At 72.8% G+C, this 15,973-nt stretch carries 12 protein-coding genes and 1 pseudogene; 10 read left to right on the top strand and 3 right to left on the bottom strand.

Translation table 11 applies throughout. The annotated features are described in order from the left end of the window. The first annotated feature begins 72 nt into the window (after positions 1 to 72). Positions 73 to 944, top strand: a pseudogene (locus ABT114_RS10330) (alpha/beta fold hydrolase). Between the two features lie 45 nt (positions 945 to 989). Here the strand turns inward: ABT114_RS10330 and ABT114_RS10325 are convergent. Then, positions 990 to 2,600 (bottom strand): acyl-CoA synthetase, encoded by a 1,611-nt coding sequence (locus ABT114_RS10325; protein WP_351140717.1) that lies wholly within the window; start codon positions 2,598 to 2,600, stop codon positions 990 to 992. 176 nt (positions 2,601 to 2,776) lie between these two features. Here ABT114_RS10325 and ABT114_RS10320 point away from each other — a divergent pair, with 176 nt between their 5' ends. The 9 genes from ABT114_RS10320 to ABT114_RS10280 all read left to right on the top strand — a co-directional run bounded on the left by ABT114_RS10320 (position 2,777) and on the right by ABT114_RS10280 (position 12,410). Next, the gene (locus ABT114_RS10320; RefSeq protein WP_351140715.1) at positions 2,777 to 3,577 is read left to right on the top strand and encodes a crotonase/enoyl-CoA hydratase family protein; all 801 of its coding nucleotides are present in this window, start codon (positions 2,777 to 2,779) and stop codon (positions 3,575 to 3,577) included. A gap of 24 nt (positions 3,578 to 3,601) precedes the next feature. Continuing rightward, positions 3,602 to 4,543 carry a Zn-ribbon domain-containing OB-fold protein gene (locus tag ABT114_RS10315; protein ID WP_351140713.1) on the top strand — a complete coding sequence of 314 codons (942 nt, stop codon included), beginning with the start codon at positions 3,602 to 3,604 and terminating at the stop codon, positions 4,541 to 4,543. Further along, complete coding sequence (locus ABT114_RS10310; RefSeq protein WP_351140711.1) at positions 4,540 to 5,610, top strand: thiolase family protein; 1,071 nt, start codon at positions 4,540 to 4,542, stop codon at positions 5,608 to 5,610. Before ABT114_RS10315 ends, ABT114_RS10310 begins: the two co-directional genes overlap by 4 nt. After that, entirely contained in the window at positions 5,607 to 6,773 is a 1,167-nt protein-coding gene (locus ABT114_RS10305; RefSeq protein ID WP_351140709.1) for a thiolase family protein, read from the top strand. The genes ABT114_RS10310 and ABT114_RS10305 overlap by 4 nt, the downstream gene beginning before the upstream one ends. A gap of 119 nt (positions 6,774 to 6,892) precedes the next feature. Beyond that, the gene (locus ABT114_RS10300; protein WP_351140707.1) at positions 6,893 to 7,135 is read left to right on the top strand and encodes a DUF397 domain-containing protein; all 243 of its coding nucleotides are present in this window, start codon (positions 6,893 to 6,895) and stop codon (positions 7,133 to 7,135) included. Positions 7,136 to 7,278: 143 nt separating this feature from the next. After that, positions 7,279 to 8,181, top strand: a complete 903-nt coding sequence (locus tag ABT114_RS10295; RefSeq protein WP_351140705.1) for a universal stress protein — start codon at positions 7,279 to 7,281, stop codon at positions 8,179 to 8,181. Between the two features lie 52 nt (positions 8,182 to 8,233). Continuing rightward, positions 8,234 to 8,866: a CGNR zinc finger domain-containing protein gene (locus tag ABT114_RS10290; protein WP_351140703.1), complete on the top strand. Its 633-nt coding sequence runs from the start codon at positions 8,234 to 8,236 to the stop codon at positions 8,864 to 8,866. Between the two features lie 88 nt (positions 8,867 to 8,954). After that, positions 8,955 to 11,846 (top strand): ATP-binding protein, encoded by a 2,892-nt coding sequence (locus tag ABT114_RS10285; RefSeq protein WP_351140701.1) that lies wholly within the window; start codon positions 8,955 to 8,957, stop codon positions 11,844 to 11,846. A gap of 66 nt (positions 11,847 to 11,912) precedes the next feature. Beyond that, positions 11,913 to 12,410, top strand: coding sequence for a hypothetical protein (locus ABT114_RS10280; RefSeq protein ID WP_133913251.1), 498 nt, complete (start codon positions 11,913 to 11,915; stop codon positions 12,408 to 12,410). Positions 12,411 to 12,418: 8 nt separating this feature from the next. Here the strand turns inward: ABT114_RS10280 and ABT114_RS10275 are convergent, their stop codons facing one another. After that, the gene (locus ABT114_RS10275) at positions 12,419 to 14,386 is read right to left on the bottom strand and encodes an N-acetylmuramoyl-L-alanine amidase (RefSeq protein WP_351140699.1); all 1,968 of its coding nucleotides are present in this window, start codon (positions 14,384 to 14,386) and stop codon (positions 12,419 to 12,421) included. Positions 14,387 to 14,649: 263 nt separating this feature from the next. Then, the gene (locus ABT114_RS10270; protein WP_351140697.1) at positions 14,650 to 15,792 is read right to left on the bottom strand and encodes an aminoglycoside phosphotransferase family protein; all 1,143 of its coding nucleotides are present in this window, start codon (positions 15,790 to 15,792) and stop codon (positions 14,650 to 14,652) included. Positions 15,793 to 15,973: the final 181 nt, after the last annotated feature.

Here is a 15,973-nt window from a genome sequence, read left to right as displayed (position 1 = left end):
CGGCATCGGCGGCCGCAGTCCCGGTGCGAAGTGTGTTGCGCTCGGCCGTCGGGCCACGTGAAGATCGGGGTCATGCCGGCGTTCACCGCAGCTGACGGAACCGAACTCGCCTACCACATACGGGGTGAGGGCGACCCGCTGGTCGTCCTCCCCGGGGCCCCATGCGTGCCTCCGCCTACCTCGGCGACCTCGGCGGACTGACCGCCCACCGCCGCCTGATCCTCCTCGATCTGCGCGGCACCGGCGACTCCGCGGTGCCGGCGGACCCGGGGACGTACCGGTGCGACCGGCTCGTGGACGACGTGGAGGCGCTCCGAGTCCGCCTGGGCCTGGAGCGGATGGACATGCTCGCCCACTCGGCGGGCGGCAGCCTTGCGATGCTGTACGCGGGCCGGTATCCGGAGCGGGTGGCACGGCTCGCGCTGATCACCGCCACCCCGTGGGTGCTGGGGCTGCCGGCCACGGCCGAGCACCGCCTGGCCGCGGCACGGCTGCGCAAGGACGAGCCGTGGTTCGCGCAGGCGTACCCGGCGTTCGAGGCGTGGCTCGCCGGCGACGACGCGGCCGACGACGACCTGATGGCCTTCGCCGGATTCTTCTACGGCCGCTGGGACGACACCGCCCGCGCCCACATCGCCCCCCTGGACGAGCAGTCGAACGAAGAGGCCGAGGACGTCTACTTCGCCGAGGGTGCCTTCGACCCGGCCGCCACCCGGGAGGGGCTCGCCCGGGTCACTGCCCCTGTCCTGGTCCTCGCCGGTGAAGTCGACGGCGGCCCGCGCCCCGAGCTCGCCCGCGAGACCGCCGCAGCCTTTCCGAACGCCGAGTTCGCCGTACAGCCCGGCGCCGGCCACTACCCGTGGCTGGACGACCCGGAGTGGTTCGTGCGCCGGGTCGCCGCGTTCCTCGACGGTCGTGGTGCCACTGCCCCCTCGGCGGAGTAGCGCGGCGACGGGCGGCGGACGTGTGGGAGGTGTGAGCGGCGTCCGTCACCGGTCAGCCGCCACCGCCACCTCCCGCGCCCACCGGTAGTCCGCCTTGCCGCTCGGGGAGCGCCGGATCGCGTCGGTGATGACCAGCTGTCGGGGGATCTTGTACCCGGCGAGGTGGGCGCGGCAGTGGGTCTGGATGTCCTCCAGGGACGGTCGCGCCGCGCCCGAGCGCAGCTGCACGACGGCTGCCACGTGGTTGCCCCACTGCACGTCGGGCACCCCGGCCACCAGCGCGTCGTACACGTCCGGATGGGACTTCAGCGCCTGCTCGACCTCCTCCGGATACACCTTCTCGCCCCCGGTGTTGATGCACTGCGAGCCGCGGCCGAGGACGGTGACCACGCCCTCCTCGTCGACGGTCGCCATGTCGCCGAGCAGCACCCACCGCTCGCCGTCCTTCTCGAAGAAGGTCTCGGCGGTTTTCCGCGGGTCGTTGTAGTAGCCGAGCGGGACGTGTCCGCACTGGGCGACCCGGCCGATCTCGCCGACGGCGACCGGCTCGTGCGTCCCCGGGTCGACCACCTGCGTACGGGAGTTGACGCGGACGCGGAAGCCGCGCTCGGGGCCGGAGTCCTGTGTCGCGGTGCCGTTGAAGCCGGACTCGGAGGAACCGAAGTTGTTGAGGAGCATCACGTTCGGGATCAGGGCGAGGAACTGCCGGCGCACCGTCTCCGACATGATCGCGCCCGACGACGACACGCTGAACATCGACGAGCAGTCCGTGCCCTTCATCGGACCGCTCAACGCGTCGATGAGCGGGCGCAGCATGGCGTCGCCCACCAGCGACATGCTGGTGACCTTCTCCTTCTCGATCGTGCGCAGGACTTCATCGGGCACGAACTTGCGGTGCAGCACGACCCGTTGGCCGAAGTTGAAGCCGATGAACGCCGTGAGGGTGGAGGTGCCGTGCATGAGCGGGGGCGTGGGGAAGAAGGTGATCCCCGCCCCGCCGGCCGCGACGCGCTCCGCCAGTTCCTCCGGTTTCTGCACCGGCTCGCCGGTCGGCGCCCCGCCGCCCAGCCCGGAGAAGAACAGGTCCTCCTGGCGCCACATCACGCCCTTGGGCAGCCCGGTGGTGCCGCCGGTGTAGATGATGAACTGGTCGTCGCCGGACCGCGCCGGGAACCCGCGCCCGGGCGACCCCGCGGCCTCCGCCTCCGCGAACGGCACGGCGTCCACCCCCGCGAGGGGTTCCCCCACCCGCAGCAGGTGCCGCAGCTTCGGGGCTCGCGGCAGCGCCGCCGCCACCCGGTCCGTGAACTCCGCGTCGAAGACCAGCGCCACCAGATCGGCGTCCCGGTAGAGATAGGCCAACTCCTCTTCCACATACCGGTAGTTGACGTTGACCGGGACGATCCGCGCCTTCAGGCACCCCAGCACCGTCTGGAGGTATTCGACACCGTTGTAGAGGTGCAGGCCGAGGTGCTCGCCGGGGCGTATCCCGCTGTCGATGAGGTGGTGGCCGACGCGGTTGGCGGCCGCGTCCAGCTCCGCGTATGTCAGACGGCGTTCCGCGCCCGTGCCGGGGTGGTCGATGTACACCAGTGCCTCGCGGTCCGGCACCACGTCGACGACCGACTCGAACAGGTCGGCAATGTTGTACTCCACCGCTCCTCCTGACCCCGGGTGTGCCTGGCATCCGACGGTTCGCCGGTCATCAGAGCAAAGGGCACGGCAACTGTGAAGGGTCCGCGCGAAGAAATCTGACTGTCTGTCAGAAAACCCTTGAAGTGCCATGCCGGCTACTGCAACCTGTTCTCGTTCTTCGAGAGGGGAGATGGGCGATGGGTGGGACGGAACACCTCACCGTGCGGCGCGAAGGCGCCACACTGGTGCTCACGCTCAACAGGCCGGGCGCCAAGAACGCGCTCTCACTGGGGATGCTCGTCGGCCTGTACGACGGCTGGGTCGACGCCGACGAGGACGACGCCGTCCGCTCGATCGTGCTCACCGGCGCGGGGGGCGCCTTCTGTGCCGGGATGGACCTGAAGGCCCTCGCCGGGAAGGGGATGGAGGGCGAGCGGTACCGCGACCGGCTCAAGGCCGACCCCGATCTGCACTGGAAGGCGATGCTGCGCCACCACCGTCCGCGCAAGCCGGTGATCGCCGCCGTCGAGGGGTACTGCGTCGCGGGCGGCACGGAGATCCTCCAGGGCACCGACATCCGGGTGGCCGGCGAATCCGCGACCTTCGGGCTCTTCGAGGTCAAGCGGGGCCTGTTCCCGATCGGCGGCTCCACGGTCCGGCTGCAGCGCCAGATCCCGCGCACCCACGCCCTGGAGATGCTGCTCACCGGCCGCCCCTACAGCGCCCGGGAGGCGGCCGACATCGGCCTGATCGGGCATGTCGTCCCCGACGGCACGGCCTTGACGAAGGCCCTGGAGATCGCCGAACAGATCAACGCCTGCGGGCCGCTGGCCGTCGAGGCCGTCAAAGCCTCGGTATACGAGACCGCCGAGCTGACCGAGAGCGACGGCCTCGCCGCCGAACTGAAGCGCGGCTGGCCGGTCTTCGACACCGCCGACGCCAAGGAAGGCGCCCGCGCCTTCGCGGAGAAGCGGCCGCCCGTCTACAAGCGCGTCTGACCCCGCCGAGGAGAGAGAGCCGCCATGCCCGAAGTCCTCAAAGCCCCACTCGTCGTCGAGTTCCCCTTCACCCGCTCCCTCGGCCCGGTCCAGAGCGCCTTCCTCACCGGCCTGCGCGAGCGCGTCGTCCTGGGGGTGCGGACCGGCGACGGCCGCGTCCTCGTCCCACCCGTCGAGTACGACCCCGTCACCGCCGACGAGATACGCGACCTCGTCGAGGTCTCCGCCACCGGCACGGTCACCACCTGGGCCTGGAACCACGCACCCCGCCGCGGCCAGCCCCTCGACACCCCCTTCGCCTGGATCCTGGTCCGCCTCGACGGCGCCGACACCGCCCTCCTGCACGCCCTCGACGCCCCCGGCCCCGACGCCGTACACACCGGTATGCGCGTCCGCGTCCGCTGGGCCGCGGAACGCACCGGCGCCATCACGGACATCGCCTGCTTCGAACCGTACGACGGCTCGGCGCCCCAACTCGCGGGTCACGTCGGGGAGTTCGAGGACGCGGTCACGCGTATCGTCGCCCCCGCCCGCCTCGACTACACCTACTCGCCCGGCCGCGCCCAGGCCGCCTACATCGGCGCGCTCACCGAACAGCGGACCGTCGGTGAGCGCTGCCCGTCCTGCCGGAAGGTGTACGTCCCGCCGAGGGGCGCCTGCCCCACCTGCGGCGTCGCCACCGCCGAGCAGGTGGAGGTGGGTCCACGCGGCACCGTCACCACCTTCTGCATCGTCAACATCAAGGCGAAGAACCTGGACATCGAAGTGCCGTACGTCTACGCCCACATCGCCCTCGACGGCGCCGACCTCGCCCTGCACGGCCGCATCGGCGGCATCCCCTACGACCAGGTGCGGATGGGCCTGCGCGTCGAGCCGGTGTGGACCGAAGGGGCCCGCTACCCCGACCACTACCGGCCCACCGGCGAACCCGACGCGGACTACGAGACCTACAAGGAGCTGCTGTGACGCGCGAAGAAGCCCCGGGGGAACGCGAGATCGCCGTCGTCGCCTTCGCCCAGACCGACCACCGGCGCTCCACCGACGAGCTCTCCGAGGTGGAGATGCTCATGCCGGTCCTGCACGACGTGCTCGACCGGACCGGCTTGAAGACCGCCGACATCGGCTTCACCTGCTCCGGCTCCAGCGACTACCTCGCCGGCCGGGCCTTCTCCTTCACGCTCGCCCTCGACGGCGTGGGCGCCTGGCCCCCGATCTCCGAGTCGCACGTCGAGATGGACGGCGCGTGGGCGCTGTACGAGGCGTGGACCAAGCTGCTCACCGGTGACGCGGAGACGGCCCTGGTCTACGCGTACGGCAAGTCCTCGCCCGGCTCCGTGCGCGATGTGCTGACCCGGCAGCTCGACCCGTACTACGTCGCCCCCCTGTGGCCCGACGCCGTATCCCTCGCCGCGCTCCAGGCGCAGGCGCTCGTCGACGCCGGGGACACCGACGAGCCCGCGCTCGCCGCCGTGGCCGCCCGCAGCAGGGCGTCCGCCACCTCCAACCCTCATGCCCAGCTGCGGGGTCCGGTGCCGCACGGGGACTACGCCGTACGGCCCCTGCGCACCGGCGACTGCCCGCCCGTCGGCGACGGCGCCGCCGCCGTGGTCCTCGCGGCCGGGGAGCGGGCCCGGCAGCTGTGCGCGCGGCCCGCCTGGATCCGCGGCATCGACCACCGCATCGAGGCGCACAGCCTGGGGGTGCGCGATCTGACCGACTCCCCGTCCACCCGCCTGGCCGCCGAGCGTGCCGGTGCCTTCGAACGGCCCGTCGACACCGCCGAGTTGCACGCACCGTTCACCGCGCAGGAGGTCGTCCTGCGCAAGGCGCTGCGGCTCGACGACAGCGTGCGTGTCAACCCCTCCGGTGGAGCTCTCGCCGCCAACCCGATGATGGCCGCCGGACTCATCCGAATCGGCGAGGCCGCCGCCCGTATCCACCGAGGTGACTCCGACCGGGCCCTCGCCCACGCCACCTCCGGCCCCTGCCTGCAACAGAACCTGGTCGCCGTACTCGAAGGGGATCCGCGATGAGCAAGGAGCCCGTGGCCGTCGTAGGGATCGGCCAGACCAAGCACGTCGCGGCCCGGCGGGACGTGTCGATCGCCGGGCTCGTCCGCGAGGCCGCCCGGCATGCCCTCGCCGACGCGGAGCTGACCTGGGCCGACATCGACGCCGTCGTCATCGGCAAGGCGCCCGACTTCTTCGAGGGCGTGATGATGCCGGAGCTCTACCTCGCCGACGCGCTCGGCGCGGTCGGCAAGCCCATGCTGCGGGTGCACACGGCCGGTTCGGTCGGCGGATCGACGGCGCTCGTCGCCGCCAACCTCGTCGCGGCCCGCGTGCACGGCACCGTGCTGACCCTCGCCTTCGAGAAGCAGTCCGAGTCGAACGCCATGTGGGGCCTGTCCCTGCCGATCCCGTTCCAGCAGCCGCTGCTCGCCGGGGCGGGCGGCTTCTTCGCGCCGCACGTGCGGGCGTACATGCGGCGCAGCGGAGCGCCCGACACGGTCGGCTCCCTGGTCGCCTACAAGGACCGGCGCAACGCGCTGAAGAACCCCTGCGCCCACCTGCACGAGCACGACATCACGCTGGAGAAGGTCCAGGCCTCGCCGATGCTGTGGGACCCGATCCGCTACTCGGAGACCTGCCCGTCCTCCGACGGCGCCTGCGCGATGGTCCTCACCGACCGGGCGGGGGCGGCGCGCGCCCCCCGGCCACCGGCCTGGATGCTCGGCGGCGCCATGCGCAGCGAGCCCACGCTCTTCGCCGGCAAGGACTTCGTGTCGCCGCAGGCCGGGAAGGACTGCGCGGCCGACGTGTACCGGCAGGCCGGGATCGCCGACCCGCGGCGGGACATCGACGCCGTCGAGATGTACGTGCCGTTCTCCTGGTACGAACCCATGTGGCTGGAGAACCTCGGCTTCGCGGAGGAGGGCGAGGGCTGGAAACTCACCGAGGCGGGGGTGACCGAGCTGGACGGGGACCTGCCCGTGAACATGTCGGGCGGGGTGCTGTCGGCCAACCCCATCGGCGCCTCCGGCATGATCCGCTTCGCCGAGGCGGCGCTCCAGGTGCGCGGGCAGGCCGGGGAACACCAGGTGGAGCGGGCCCGCAGGGTGCTCGGACACGCCTACGGGGGAGGGTCGCAGTTCTTCTCCATGTGGCTCGTGGGAGCGCAGCCTCCGGATGCCTGAGAGCAGGCCCGCGAGCACAGAGTGAAGGGCTCCCGAAAGGTCCCCCTCACGTGGCCTGTCGGCGGTAGGAACCGATCGCTAGGCTGGCCCGCGGACGACGAATCGGGAGGAGCACGGACGTGGCCGAGAGCACCATCCAGATGCAGCCGCTCACCGGCTGGGACAAGCCGGAGCTGGACCTCAGCAACGCCGAGTGGCAGTCCAGCAGCCGAGGCCGAGGGGATGTTCAGATCGCTTTTGTCGAGGGATTCATCGCGATGCGCAACAGCGGCCGCCCGGAAAGCCCTTCCCTGATCTTCACGCCGGCGGAGTGGGGCGCGTTCGTGTCGGGCGCACGGGAAGGGGAGTTCGACCTCACCTGAACCGCGGGCGGTGAGCCGCGGGCCGATCCGGGTGTGTCGCACCTGATTTTCCGGACACGCGACCTTGTGCGCCGTACTGGAGCCGATGCCTGAGCCAGGCTGACCCCAGGAACGGGAAGGTCGTATTCCGGAGGTGGAGAACCATGAGCGCCCTGCCGGTCATCACGGCGGTCGACGGCTCGGACGACAGCTTGCGCGCCCTGGAGTGGGCCCTCGGCGACGCCCGCAGGCGCGCGGCACCGCTGCGGGTGGTCCACGTGCGGCAGTACGCCGCATGGGTACCGCCCGCAGTCCCGGTCGTCGCACCGCCGGCCCCGGCGGACGACCCGGTACTGGCCCAGGTCAGGGAGCACCTGGCAGGGCGCACCGACCTGCCGGAGACGGAGTACGTCGCCCTCGACGGCGCCCCCGGCGCCACGCTGCCCGAACTCGGCTCCGACGCCCAGCTCCTGGTACTCGGCTCCCGGGGCCGCGGCGGCTTCGCCAGCCTGCTGCTCGGCTCCAACGGCCTGGCCGCCGCCCGTGACGCCGAGTGCCCGGTCGTCGTGGTGCCCCGGCCCGACCGCCAGGTCGAGGACGCGCCGCCGGCCGGGCCCGGACCCCGGGTGGTCGTCGGCCTGAACGTGGACGGCCCCGACGACGCCACCCTCGACTTCGCCTTCACCGAAGCGGCGCTGCGCGAAGCGCGCCTACAGGTGGTCGCCGCCTACCCGTGGCCGATCCATTCCTGGGTGGCCCCCGGTGAGCTCGTACCGCCGACGATCGACCAGGACGCCATCGAGAGCGAGACACGCACCCTCGCCGAGGGCTTCCTCGCCCCGCACCGCGAACGGCACCCCGACGTCCGGGCCGAGCCGTACGTGCCCCCGGGCGACGCCGCAGGCCATCTCGTCGCGGCCTCGAAGGACGCCGACCTGGTCGTCGTGGGCCGCCACCGCCGCCGTCTCCTCGCGCCCGCCCGCATGCTGGGCTCCGTCACCCACGCCGTTCTGCTGCACGCGGCGAGCCCGATCGCGGTGGTGCCGCCCGGGCCTCCGGAGGAGTGACGCCGGCCACCCTCATGGGCTAATGGGAAACCGTGGATCTATCATTAACCGCATGCAGGACTCGCCCAGTACGGACACCACGCTCGCCCTCGACCTCGCCCTCACCATCCGGCACGACGGCAACGGCGGGGTCGCCGACGACCTGTCCGACCCCGCCGGTCTCACCGCCTGGGTCCGCGCCCACCCCGACGCCGTCCCGGACGCCGCCGGTTTCGTCGCCGACGGCCCGGCCCTCGCCGCCGTACGCGACCTGCGCGCCGCCGTCCGCGCGCTCCTCGCCCGCGCCGTGCGGCCGGGCGAGCCGAGCCCCGCCGACGCGGCCCGCCTCATGCCCGTGCCGGAGGCACTGGAGCGCCTCAACACCGCGGCCGCCCGTATGCCCACCGTCCCCGTCCTGCACTGGCCCGCGGACACCGAACCCTTCGTCCATCGGCGGCCGGATCGAGGAGAGCTGACCGCGGTCCTCGCGCAGGCCGCGATCGCCTTCCTCGCCGGCCCCGACCGGCAACGGCTGCGCGCCTGCCACGCGCCGCGCTGTGTGCGCTACTTCCTCAAGGAGCACCCGCGCCAGGAGTGGTGCAAGCCGTCCTGCGGCAACCGGGCCCGCGTCGCCCGCCACCACGAGCGGCACCGGCAGGACGCCGGGACGGCTTCGGTCAGTAACGGTCAACGACGGGGCACGTGACCCCCGCCAGGCGTACGCTGAGCTGCCTGTAGGTCATGGTGTGCGCCCGCTCCCCGCGCGGGTGGACCACCGTGGCAGGGGGTGCATCATGGGGCAGCACATCGCACGCGGCAGAAGGACCCTCTTCGAGCGTGAGAGCGAACTCGCCGCCGTCGACGAGGCGTTGGGGGAGCTGACCGGCCTGCGCGCGGACGGCGCCGAACCGTCCGACCGGCCGCGCGGCGCCCTGCTCGCCTTCGCCGGACACGCCGGCATCGGCAAGACGACCCTGCTCGGCGAGGTCCGCCGTCGCGCCGTCGCCCGCGGCTGCACCGTGCTCTCCGCCCGCGGCGGTGACCAGGAGCAGCGCGTCGCCTTCCACGTCGCCCGCCAGCTCCTCCAGCCGCAGTTCGCGGGCGCGGCGGAGGCCGATCTGCGCTCCGCGCTGGGCAGTTGGTACGACATCGTCGGGCCCGCACTCGGCATCTGCGCCCCGACCGAAGGCGCCCCGCCCGACCAGCAGGGCCTGCGCGACGGCCTGGACTGGGTGCTCACCCACCTCACCGTCCAGCGCGCCCCGATGGTCCTCCTCCTCGACGACGCACACTGGGCCGACCCCGAATCGCTGCGCTGGCTGGCCGCTTTCGCACCCCGCGCAGAGGAACTCCCGCTGCTGGTCGTCGTCGCCTACCGGCCCGACGAACTCCCCGACCACGCCGAGTCGTTCCGACGGCTGCCCGGGCGCGCCGGCGGACGTCCCATCGACCTGGAGCCGCTGAGCGCCGGCGCCGTCGCCCGCCTGGTGCGCGAGACGGTCGGCGGCCACGCCGACGACGCGTTCTGCCGCGAGTGCTGGGCCGTCACCGCGGGCAACCCGTTCGAGACCGTCGAGCTGACGGCCAAAGTGCGCGACCGCGGCCTCAACCCGACCGAGGACGGCGCCCACCTGCTGCGCGACCTCGCCGCGGCCGCCAAGGGCAGCGGCCTGATCGCCCGCCTCGAACGCCTCGGCGCCTCCACCGTCCGCTTCGCCTGGGCCTGCGCCGTCCTCGGCACCGAGATCCCCCAGGCCCTCGCCGCCGCCGTCGCCGGACTCGGCCACGAGGAGGCCGCCGACGCCGCCGACGCCCTGCGCGGCGCCCGTATCCTCACCGGCGAGAGCACCCTGGAGTTCGTCCACCCGCTGATCGCCACCGCCGTCTACCGGGCCATCCCCGCGGGCTTCCGCGTCGCCCTGCACGGCCAGGCCGCCTGGTGCGTCGTCGACGCGGGCCTGGGCCCCGCGGCAGCCGCCCGCCACCTCCTGGAGACGCACCCCGAGGGCGACCCCTGGGTCGTCCAGCAGCTGCGCGCCGCCGCCGGCGAGACCCTCCGGGCCGGCGCCCCCGACGCCGCCCGCAGCTATCTGGCCCGCGCCCTGCGCGAACCCCCGACCGCCGGGCACCGGGCCGCCATCCTGTACGAACTGGGCTGCGCCTCCCTGCTCACCGAACCGGCGACCACCGTCAACCACCTGCGCGCCGCCCTCGAAGAACCCATCGCCGACCCCGAGCTGCGCCACCACATCGTCTACCGCCTCTCCCAGGTCCTCGCCCACAGCGACCACCTCGCCGAGGCCTCCGACACCCTCGCCCGCGAGATCCACGTCACCGACGACGCCCGGGTCAGGCTGCGCATGGTCGCCGAACAGTTCATGTGGGACGCCTTCCGCGCCGACGAACCCGACCACCCCGCCCGCTCCCGCCGCCTCACCCGGCTCGCCGACCGGCTCAAGGGCCGCGACCTCACCGAGCGCTACATCATCGGCCTGCGGACCTGGGACGCGATCCAGCGCGGCGAACCCGCCCACGTCGCCCTCCACCACGCCGGACGCGCCCTAGCCGGCGGCCTCGGCTGGGCCGAACCCGACCGCGGCTTCGAGGTGCCCGTCCTGGTCGCCGTCGCCTTCATGTACGCCGACCGCCCGGGCCGCGCCGAGGAACTCTTCGCCGCCGGCATCGCCGACTTCGAACGCCAGGGCTGGCGCGGCGCCCACCTCTCCTTCGCCTACACGCTCCTCGCCTACGTCCGCTACCGGCGCGGCCGGCTCGCCGAGGCCGAGGACTTCGTCCGCGCCGGCCTGCGACTGGCCGAACGCGTCGGCCCCGGCACCCCCGCCCACTGGTACGCGGTCGGCATCCTCATCGAGGTCCTGATCGCCCGCGGCCGCGTCGCCGAGGCCGCGCAGACCGCCGACGACCACAGCTTCTCGGCGCCCTTCCCGGCGGCCGTCGTCTTCCCCGACGCCCAGACCGTGCACGGCGAACTGCTTCTCGCCCGCGGACTGGCCAAGGAAGCGGCGGCCGAGCTGGCCGCCGCCGGCCGCCGCCTCGACCCGCGCGGCATCCGCAACCCCGCCTGGTGTCCCTGGCAGCTCCACCTCGCCCGCGCCGAGAGCCACGACGACCCCGAGCGCGCCGTCGCCACCGCCCTCGAAGCACTCGCCCGCGCCCGCCAGTTCGGCGCCCCCTCCGCGATCGGCCAGGCGCTGCGCACCGCCGCCGAAGTATCCGCGGGCTCCGCCCGCGTCAAATACCTCGAGGAGTCCGTGGCCCACCTGGAGCGCTCCCCGGCCGCCTACGAACTTGCCTGCGCCCTGGTCTCCCTCGGTACCGAGCTGCACCGCACCGGCCGCACCCAAGAGGCCGCCGAACACCTCTACCGCGGCCTCGACACGGCCGCGCAGTGCGGCGCGGACGGACTCGCCGAGGCCGCCCGCGACGGACTCGCCGCCGCCGGACTGCGCCCCCGCCGCCTCCACACCACCGAGACCGACACCCTCACCGCCCGCGAACGCACCGCGGCGGCGCTGGCCGCCCGTGGCCGCACCGAGACCGAGATCGCCGGGGAACTGCACACCGACGAGCAGACGGTCGTCCGCCTGCTCTCGGCGGTCTACCGGAAGGTCGGCACGGAGCCCACGGGACTGGGGGCGGCCCTGACGGAGCGGACGCGGGCGTAGACCGGTACCCCCGTCCGGGCGCCTCCCGCACGCCGCCGAACACGCCCGGGCACGTACCATGGCCGCATGTCGTTCCTCCGCCGCCGCAGCGCCACTCCCGCCGGGCCCGACTTCGACGTCCTGGCCATGGACCCGGGCGACTGGCCCGGCAATCTGGGCGCCGGCCTGCTGCCCGCCCCCGACGGCAGCTGCCAGGGTGTCTTCCTGCGCTACGACCTCTTCGGCGGCCGCGGCCCCGCGATGATCATCGGCAATCTGCCCGAGGGCTCACCGGCCCGGGAGGTCGCCGAGGGAGAGGTCCCCTTCGAGGTGGCCCAGCTGCTGCTGGCGCTGGAGAACGACGAGGAGGTGACCGTCGTCGGCACCGAGGACATGCCCGTGATGCAGGGCGACAACCTCCTGATCGTGCGCCGGCTGAAGCTGTCGGAGGGCAGGATCTCCTGCGTGCAGTTCGACCGCAGCGACAACGTCCTGGTGACCATCGCCGCCTGGGACCGCCCCATCACCGACGACCTGTACGCCCTGCTGAAGCCGCTCCCGGCGGAGCTTTTCCAGCAGGGCTGAGGCGGCCGCTAGGCGGCCGACGGCACCAGCTGTACGTCCGCGGCGCGCACGAACTCCACCCGGTGGCCGTACTGGATCTCGTAGTACAGGTCCGTGCCGACGACCACCTTGTGCGAGTCGGTGGTGAAGGTGACCGCGTAGTAGTACTCGCCCGGCACCTCGTCGCCGACCGCGTACCTCTGGCCCGCGAGCACCTTGTACGGCAGCGGTGACACCGTCTGGGCGGGTACGCCCGTCGGGTAGGCCTCCTTCTCCGGGTAGGCGCGCCCGTACACGGGGACGCTGTCCAGGCCGTCCTTCGGCGTGATCACGAAACCGGCCGCGTTCACCGCGGTCGGCTGCTTCTTCGGGTTCTTGAACCAGGCCTTCTGGCCCAGGTACCAGATCGCGGTCCAGTCGCCCCACCGGTCGGCGACCGCGTACTGCTGTCCGGTGGACACCCGCGAGGACAGGTCGTTCACTCCGGTGGTGGGCGTCGTCCCCAGGCCGATGTCCTTGATCAGCGCCGAGCTCTCGTCGTGGTCGGAGTACAGCCGCACCTCACCGGAACCGTGGGCCGCGCACGGCTCGCCGCTGGTCACACAGCCCGTGTACACCGGCTGGTTGGCCGCGTAGTCAGGCAGGATGGTCACCAGGCCGCCGCTCTTTCCGGCGGTGCGCTTGAAGGGGTGGTCGAGCAGCTCGAAGTAGTGCCGCCAGTCCCAGTACGGGCCCGGGTCGGTGTGCATACCCGGGACGGTCCCGGTGGTCGGGCCGGGCACGTTGTCATGGCCGAGGATGTGCTGCCGGTCCAGCGGGATGTCGTACTTCTTGGCGAGGTACTTCACCAGGCGCGCCGACGACCGGTACATCGCCTCCGTGTACCAGGCGTCCGGCGAGGCGAGGAAACCCTCGTGCTCCAGGCCGACCGACTTGGCGTTGACGTACCAGTTACCGGCGTGCCAGGCCACGTCCTTGGCCTTCACATGCTGGGCGATGTGGCCGTCGGTGGAGCGCAGCGTGTAGTTCCACGACACATAGGTCGGGTCCTGCACCAGGTTGAGGACCCCGTCCCAGGTGCCCTCGGTGTCGTGGATGACGATGTACTTGATGCTCTGGGAGGCCGGGCGGTCGCCCAGGTCGTGGTTTCCGTAGTCGTTGTCGCCGAACTCCTCGTACGGCGCCGGGATCCACTCGCAGGACACCGACTTCGGGCACTCCGTGCCGTCGGCGGAGGCCGTGCGCAGGCCCGTCCGTCCCAGTTGCGCGGTGTCGGGGGTGAGCTCCGGCTGTGCGGCCAGGGCGACCTGCTGCCCGGCGTCCGTGGTGCGCTCCTCGCCGCCGCGCAGCACGTCGTACACGTCGTTCGCGTACGCCGCCGCCGTCGCGGTGTCGTCCGCGCCGGAGAAGCGGGCCACCGCTCCATACCAGTCCGCCGGATCGTCGCTCAGCGGTTCGCCCAGGTCCTGCTGGGCGGCGGCGAGCAGCGCGGCGCCGCCCGCCACGTTGGCGGCGGGGTCCGTACGCAGCTCCTCGGCGCTCAGACCGGTCAGCTCGGCCGCCTTCGGCAGTGTCTTCAGGCGGGCGGGAAGTTCCGTGTTCTCCGGCACCTTCGTGTCGGGGAGCAGGGCCGGGCGGGCGCTGTCGCCGCGCGCGTCCTCCGTGCCCTCGCTGTGGTGCGGTGCCCGCGCGAGCGCGGTGCGGGCGTCGGTGAGGTGCATCGGGCCGTACCCGCCGGTGACGCTCGGCGCCCCGTCGTGCGTGTCCCAGCGGGACTGGAGGTAGGAGACGCCGAGGAGGACGCTCTGCGGTACGTGGTACTCGGCGGCCGCGGTGGCGAACGCCTGCTGGAGGGGGCCCGGGGAGTCCGTGGCGCCGGCGGACGGGGCCGCGCCGAGCAGCGGCAGCAGCAGAGCCGCGGAGGCCACGGCGCCCGCGGCTCTGCGCGCGCGTCTGTGCCCGGGGGCTCGGTTGGGGTCGGTGGCGGATCCTCGCAATGCAGCCTCCAGGGACGGTTGAGCGCGATGAGCCGTGCGGGGCCGGGCGTGTCAGTGCTACCGGTTCTCCGACGATCCGTCAATCATGCCCAGAAGGAGGCGATTTCCCATGTCAACGGGGGGTGCGGGGAGTTTCGTGGCGGTGGGCCGCGGGCCTGCGGGGCGTCAGTGGCGTACACCAATGGCCGCAGTGGACACATGCGGATATGACGAAGGTCCGCGGTGCGCCGTTGTTCCTGGCGCACCGCGGACCACCATCCCCGTCAGCGAGTGCCGACCGCCGCGCGTACGGCCCGCCGGGCCATCTGGCAGTCGTCGTGCAGCCGCCGTAGGAGCAGCCGCTGTTCCTCGCCGGACGGCGCAGCACCCGGGGGAGCCACTCCCGGTGCCGCCGGGGTCGTGTCGTGCATCGAACGCTGCACGGCCGTCTCGTAGGTACGGATCTCACGGGTCAGGACGAGCATCAGGTTCACCAGGAACGCGTCCCGTGACGCCGGTCCCGCCGACTGCGCCATCTGGCTGATCTGCCGACGGGCCACCAGCGAGTCGCCGAGCACCGCCCACAGCGTCGCCAGGTCGTAGCCCGGCAGGTACCAGCCCGCGTGCTCCCAGTCCACCAGCACTGGACCGGCCGGTGAGAGCAGGATGTTCGAGAGCAGTGCGTCGCCGTGGCAGAACTGGCCCATGCCCTGCCGGCCCGAGGAGAGCGCGATGCCGTGCAGCAGCTTCTGGAGGTCCCCCATGTCCCGGTCGGTGAGCAGCCCCAGCTCGTGGTACCGGGAGATGCGCGCCGCGTAGTCCAGCGGTGCGTCGAACGTGCCCGCCGACGGCCGCCAGGCGTTGAGCCGGCAGATCGCGCCTAGTGCCGTCCGGATGTCGGCGCGGGGCGGGGCCTCGGCCGGGTGCCGCTGGAGGGCCGCCACCCGCCCGGGCATCCGCTCGATGACCAGGGTGCAGTTGTCCGGATCCGCCGCGATCAGTCTCGGCACGCGCACTGGGGGGCGGTGCCGGACGAACGTGCGGTACGCGGCTATTTCGTGCCGGTACCGCTCGGCCCACACGGGGGAGTGGTCCAGTAAACACTTGGCGACGGCCGTGCTGCGTCCCGTCGTGCCGACGAGGAGCACCGAGCGCCCGCTGCGGCGCAGCACCTGCACCGGGGCGAACTCCGGGCAGATCCGGTGCACCGACGCGATCGCCGTGCGCAGCTGGGCGCCCTGAGGGCCGGACAAGTCGAGTCTCCCGCTGAGCGGTTGCGTGCCGATCCCCGGTGCGCGCCGCGGCCGGCCCGCACCGATGACGGGGGCCGCCGCCGACCGCGCGGGGTCGAGGTAGGGGCCGCTGCCGCCCGGGCGGGGGTGCAGGGGCCGGGGCGGGGCGGACACGGAGGACGATGCTGCGTACATGGGCGAAACAGATCCCTTCGTGTGCCTGCGACGTCAAAGCGCTGCCCCGCCCGACCGCCCGGGTGCACCCTGGGGAATGCGTCCGCCTTGTCAGGATGGCGACCGGGTCGGGGTGGCGCATTCCTACCTGACACCCGATGCCCAGTGGCAGACCATCTGGCGCACCCTGGCGAAGCCTGGC

This window comes from Streptomyces sp. NPDC002088, assembly GCF_040296605.1.
GTDB lineage: Bacteria > Actinomycetota > Actinomycetes > Streptomycetales > Streptomycetaceae > Streptomyces.
Note: the sequence above shows the minus strand (reverse complement) of the source record. Positions and strands in the feature narration are given on the sequence as shown.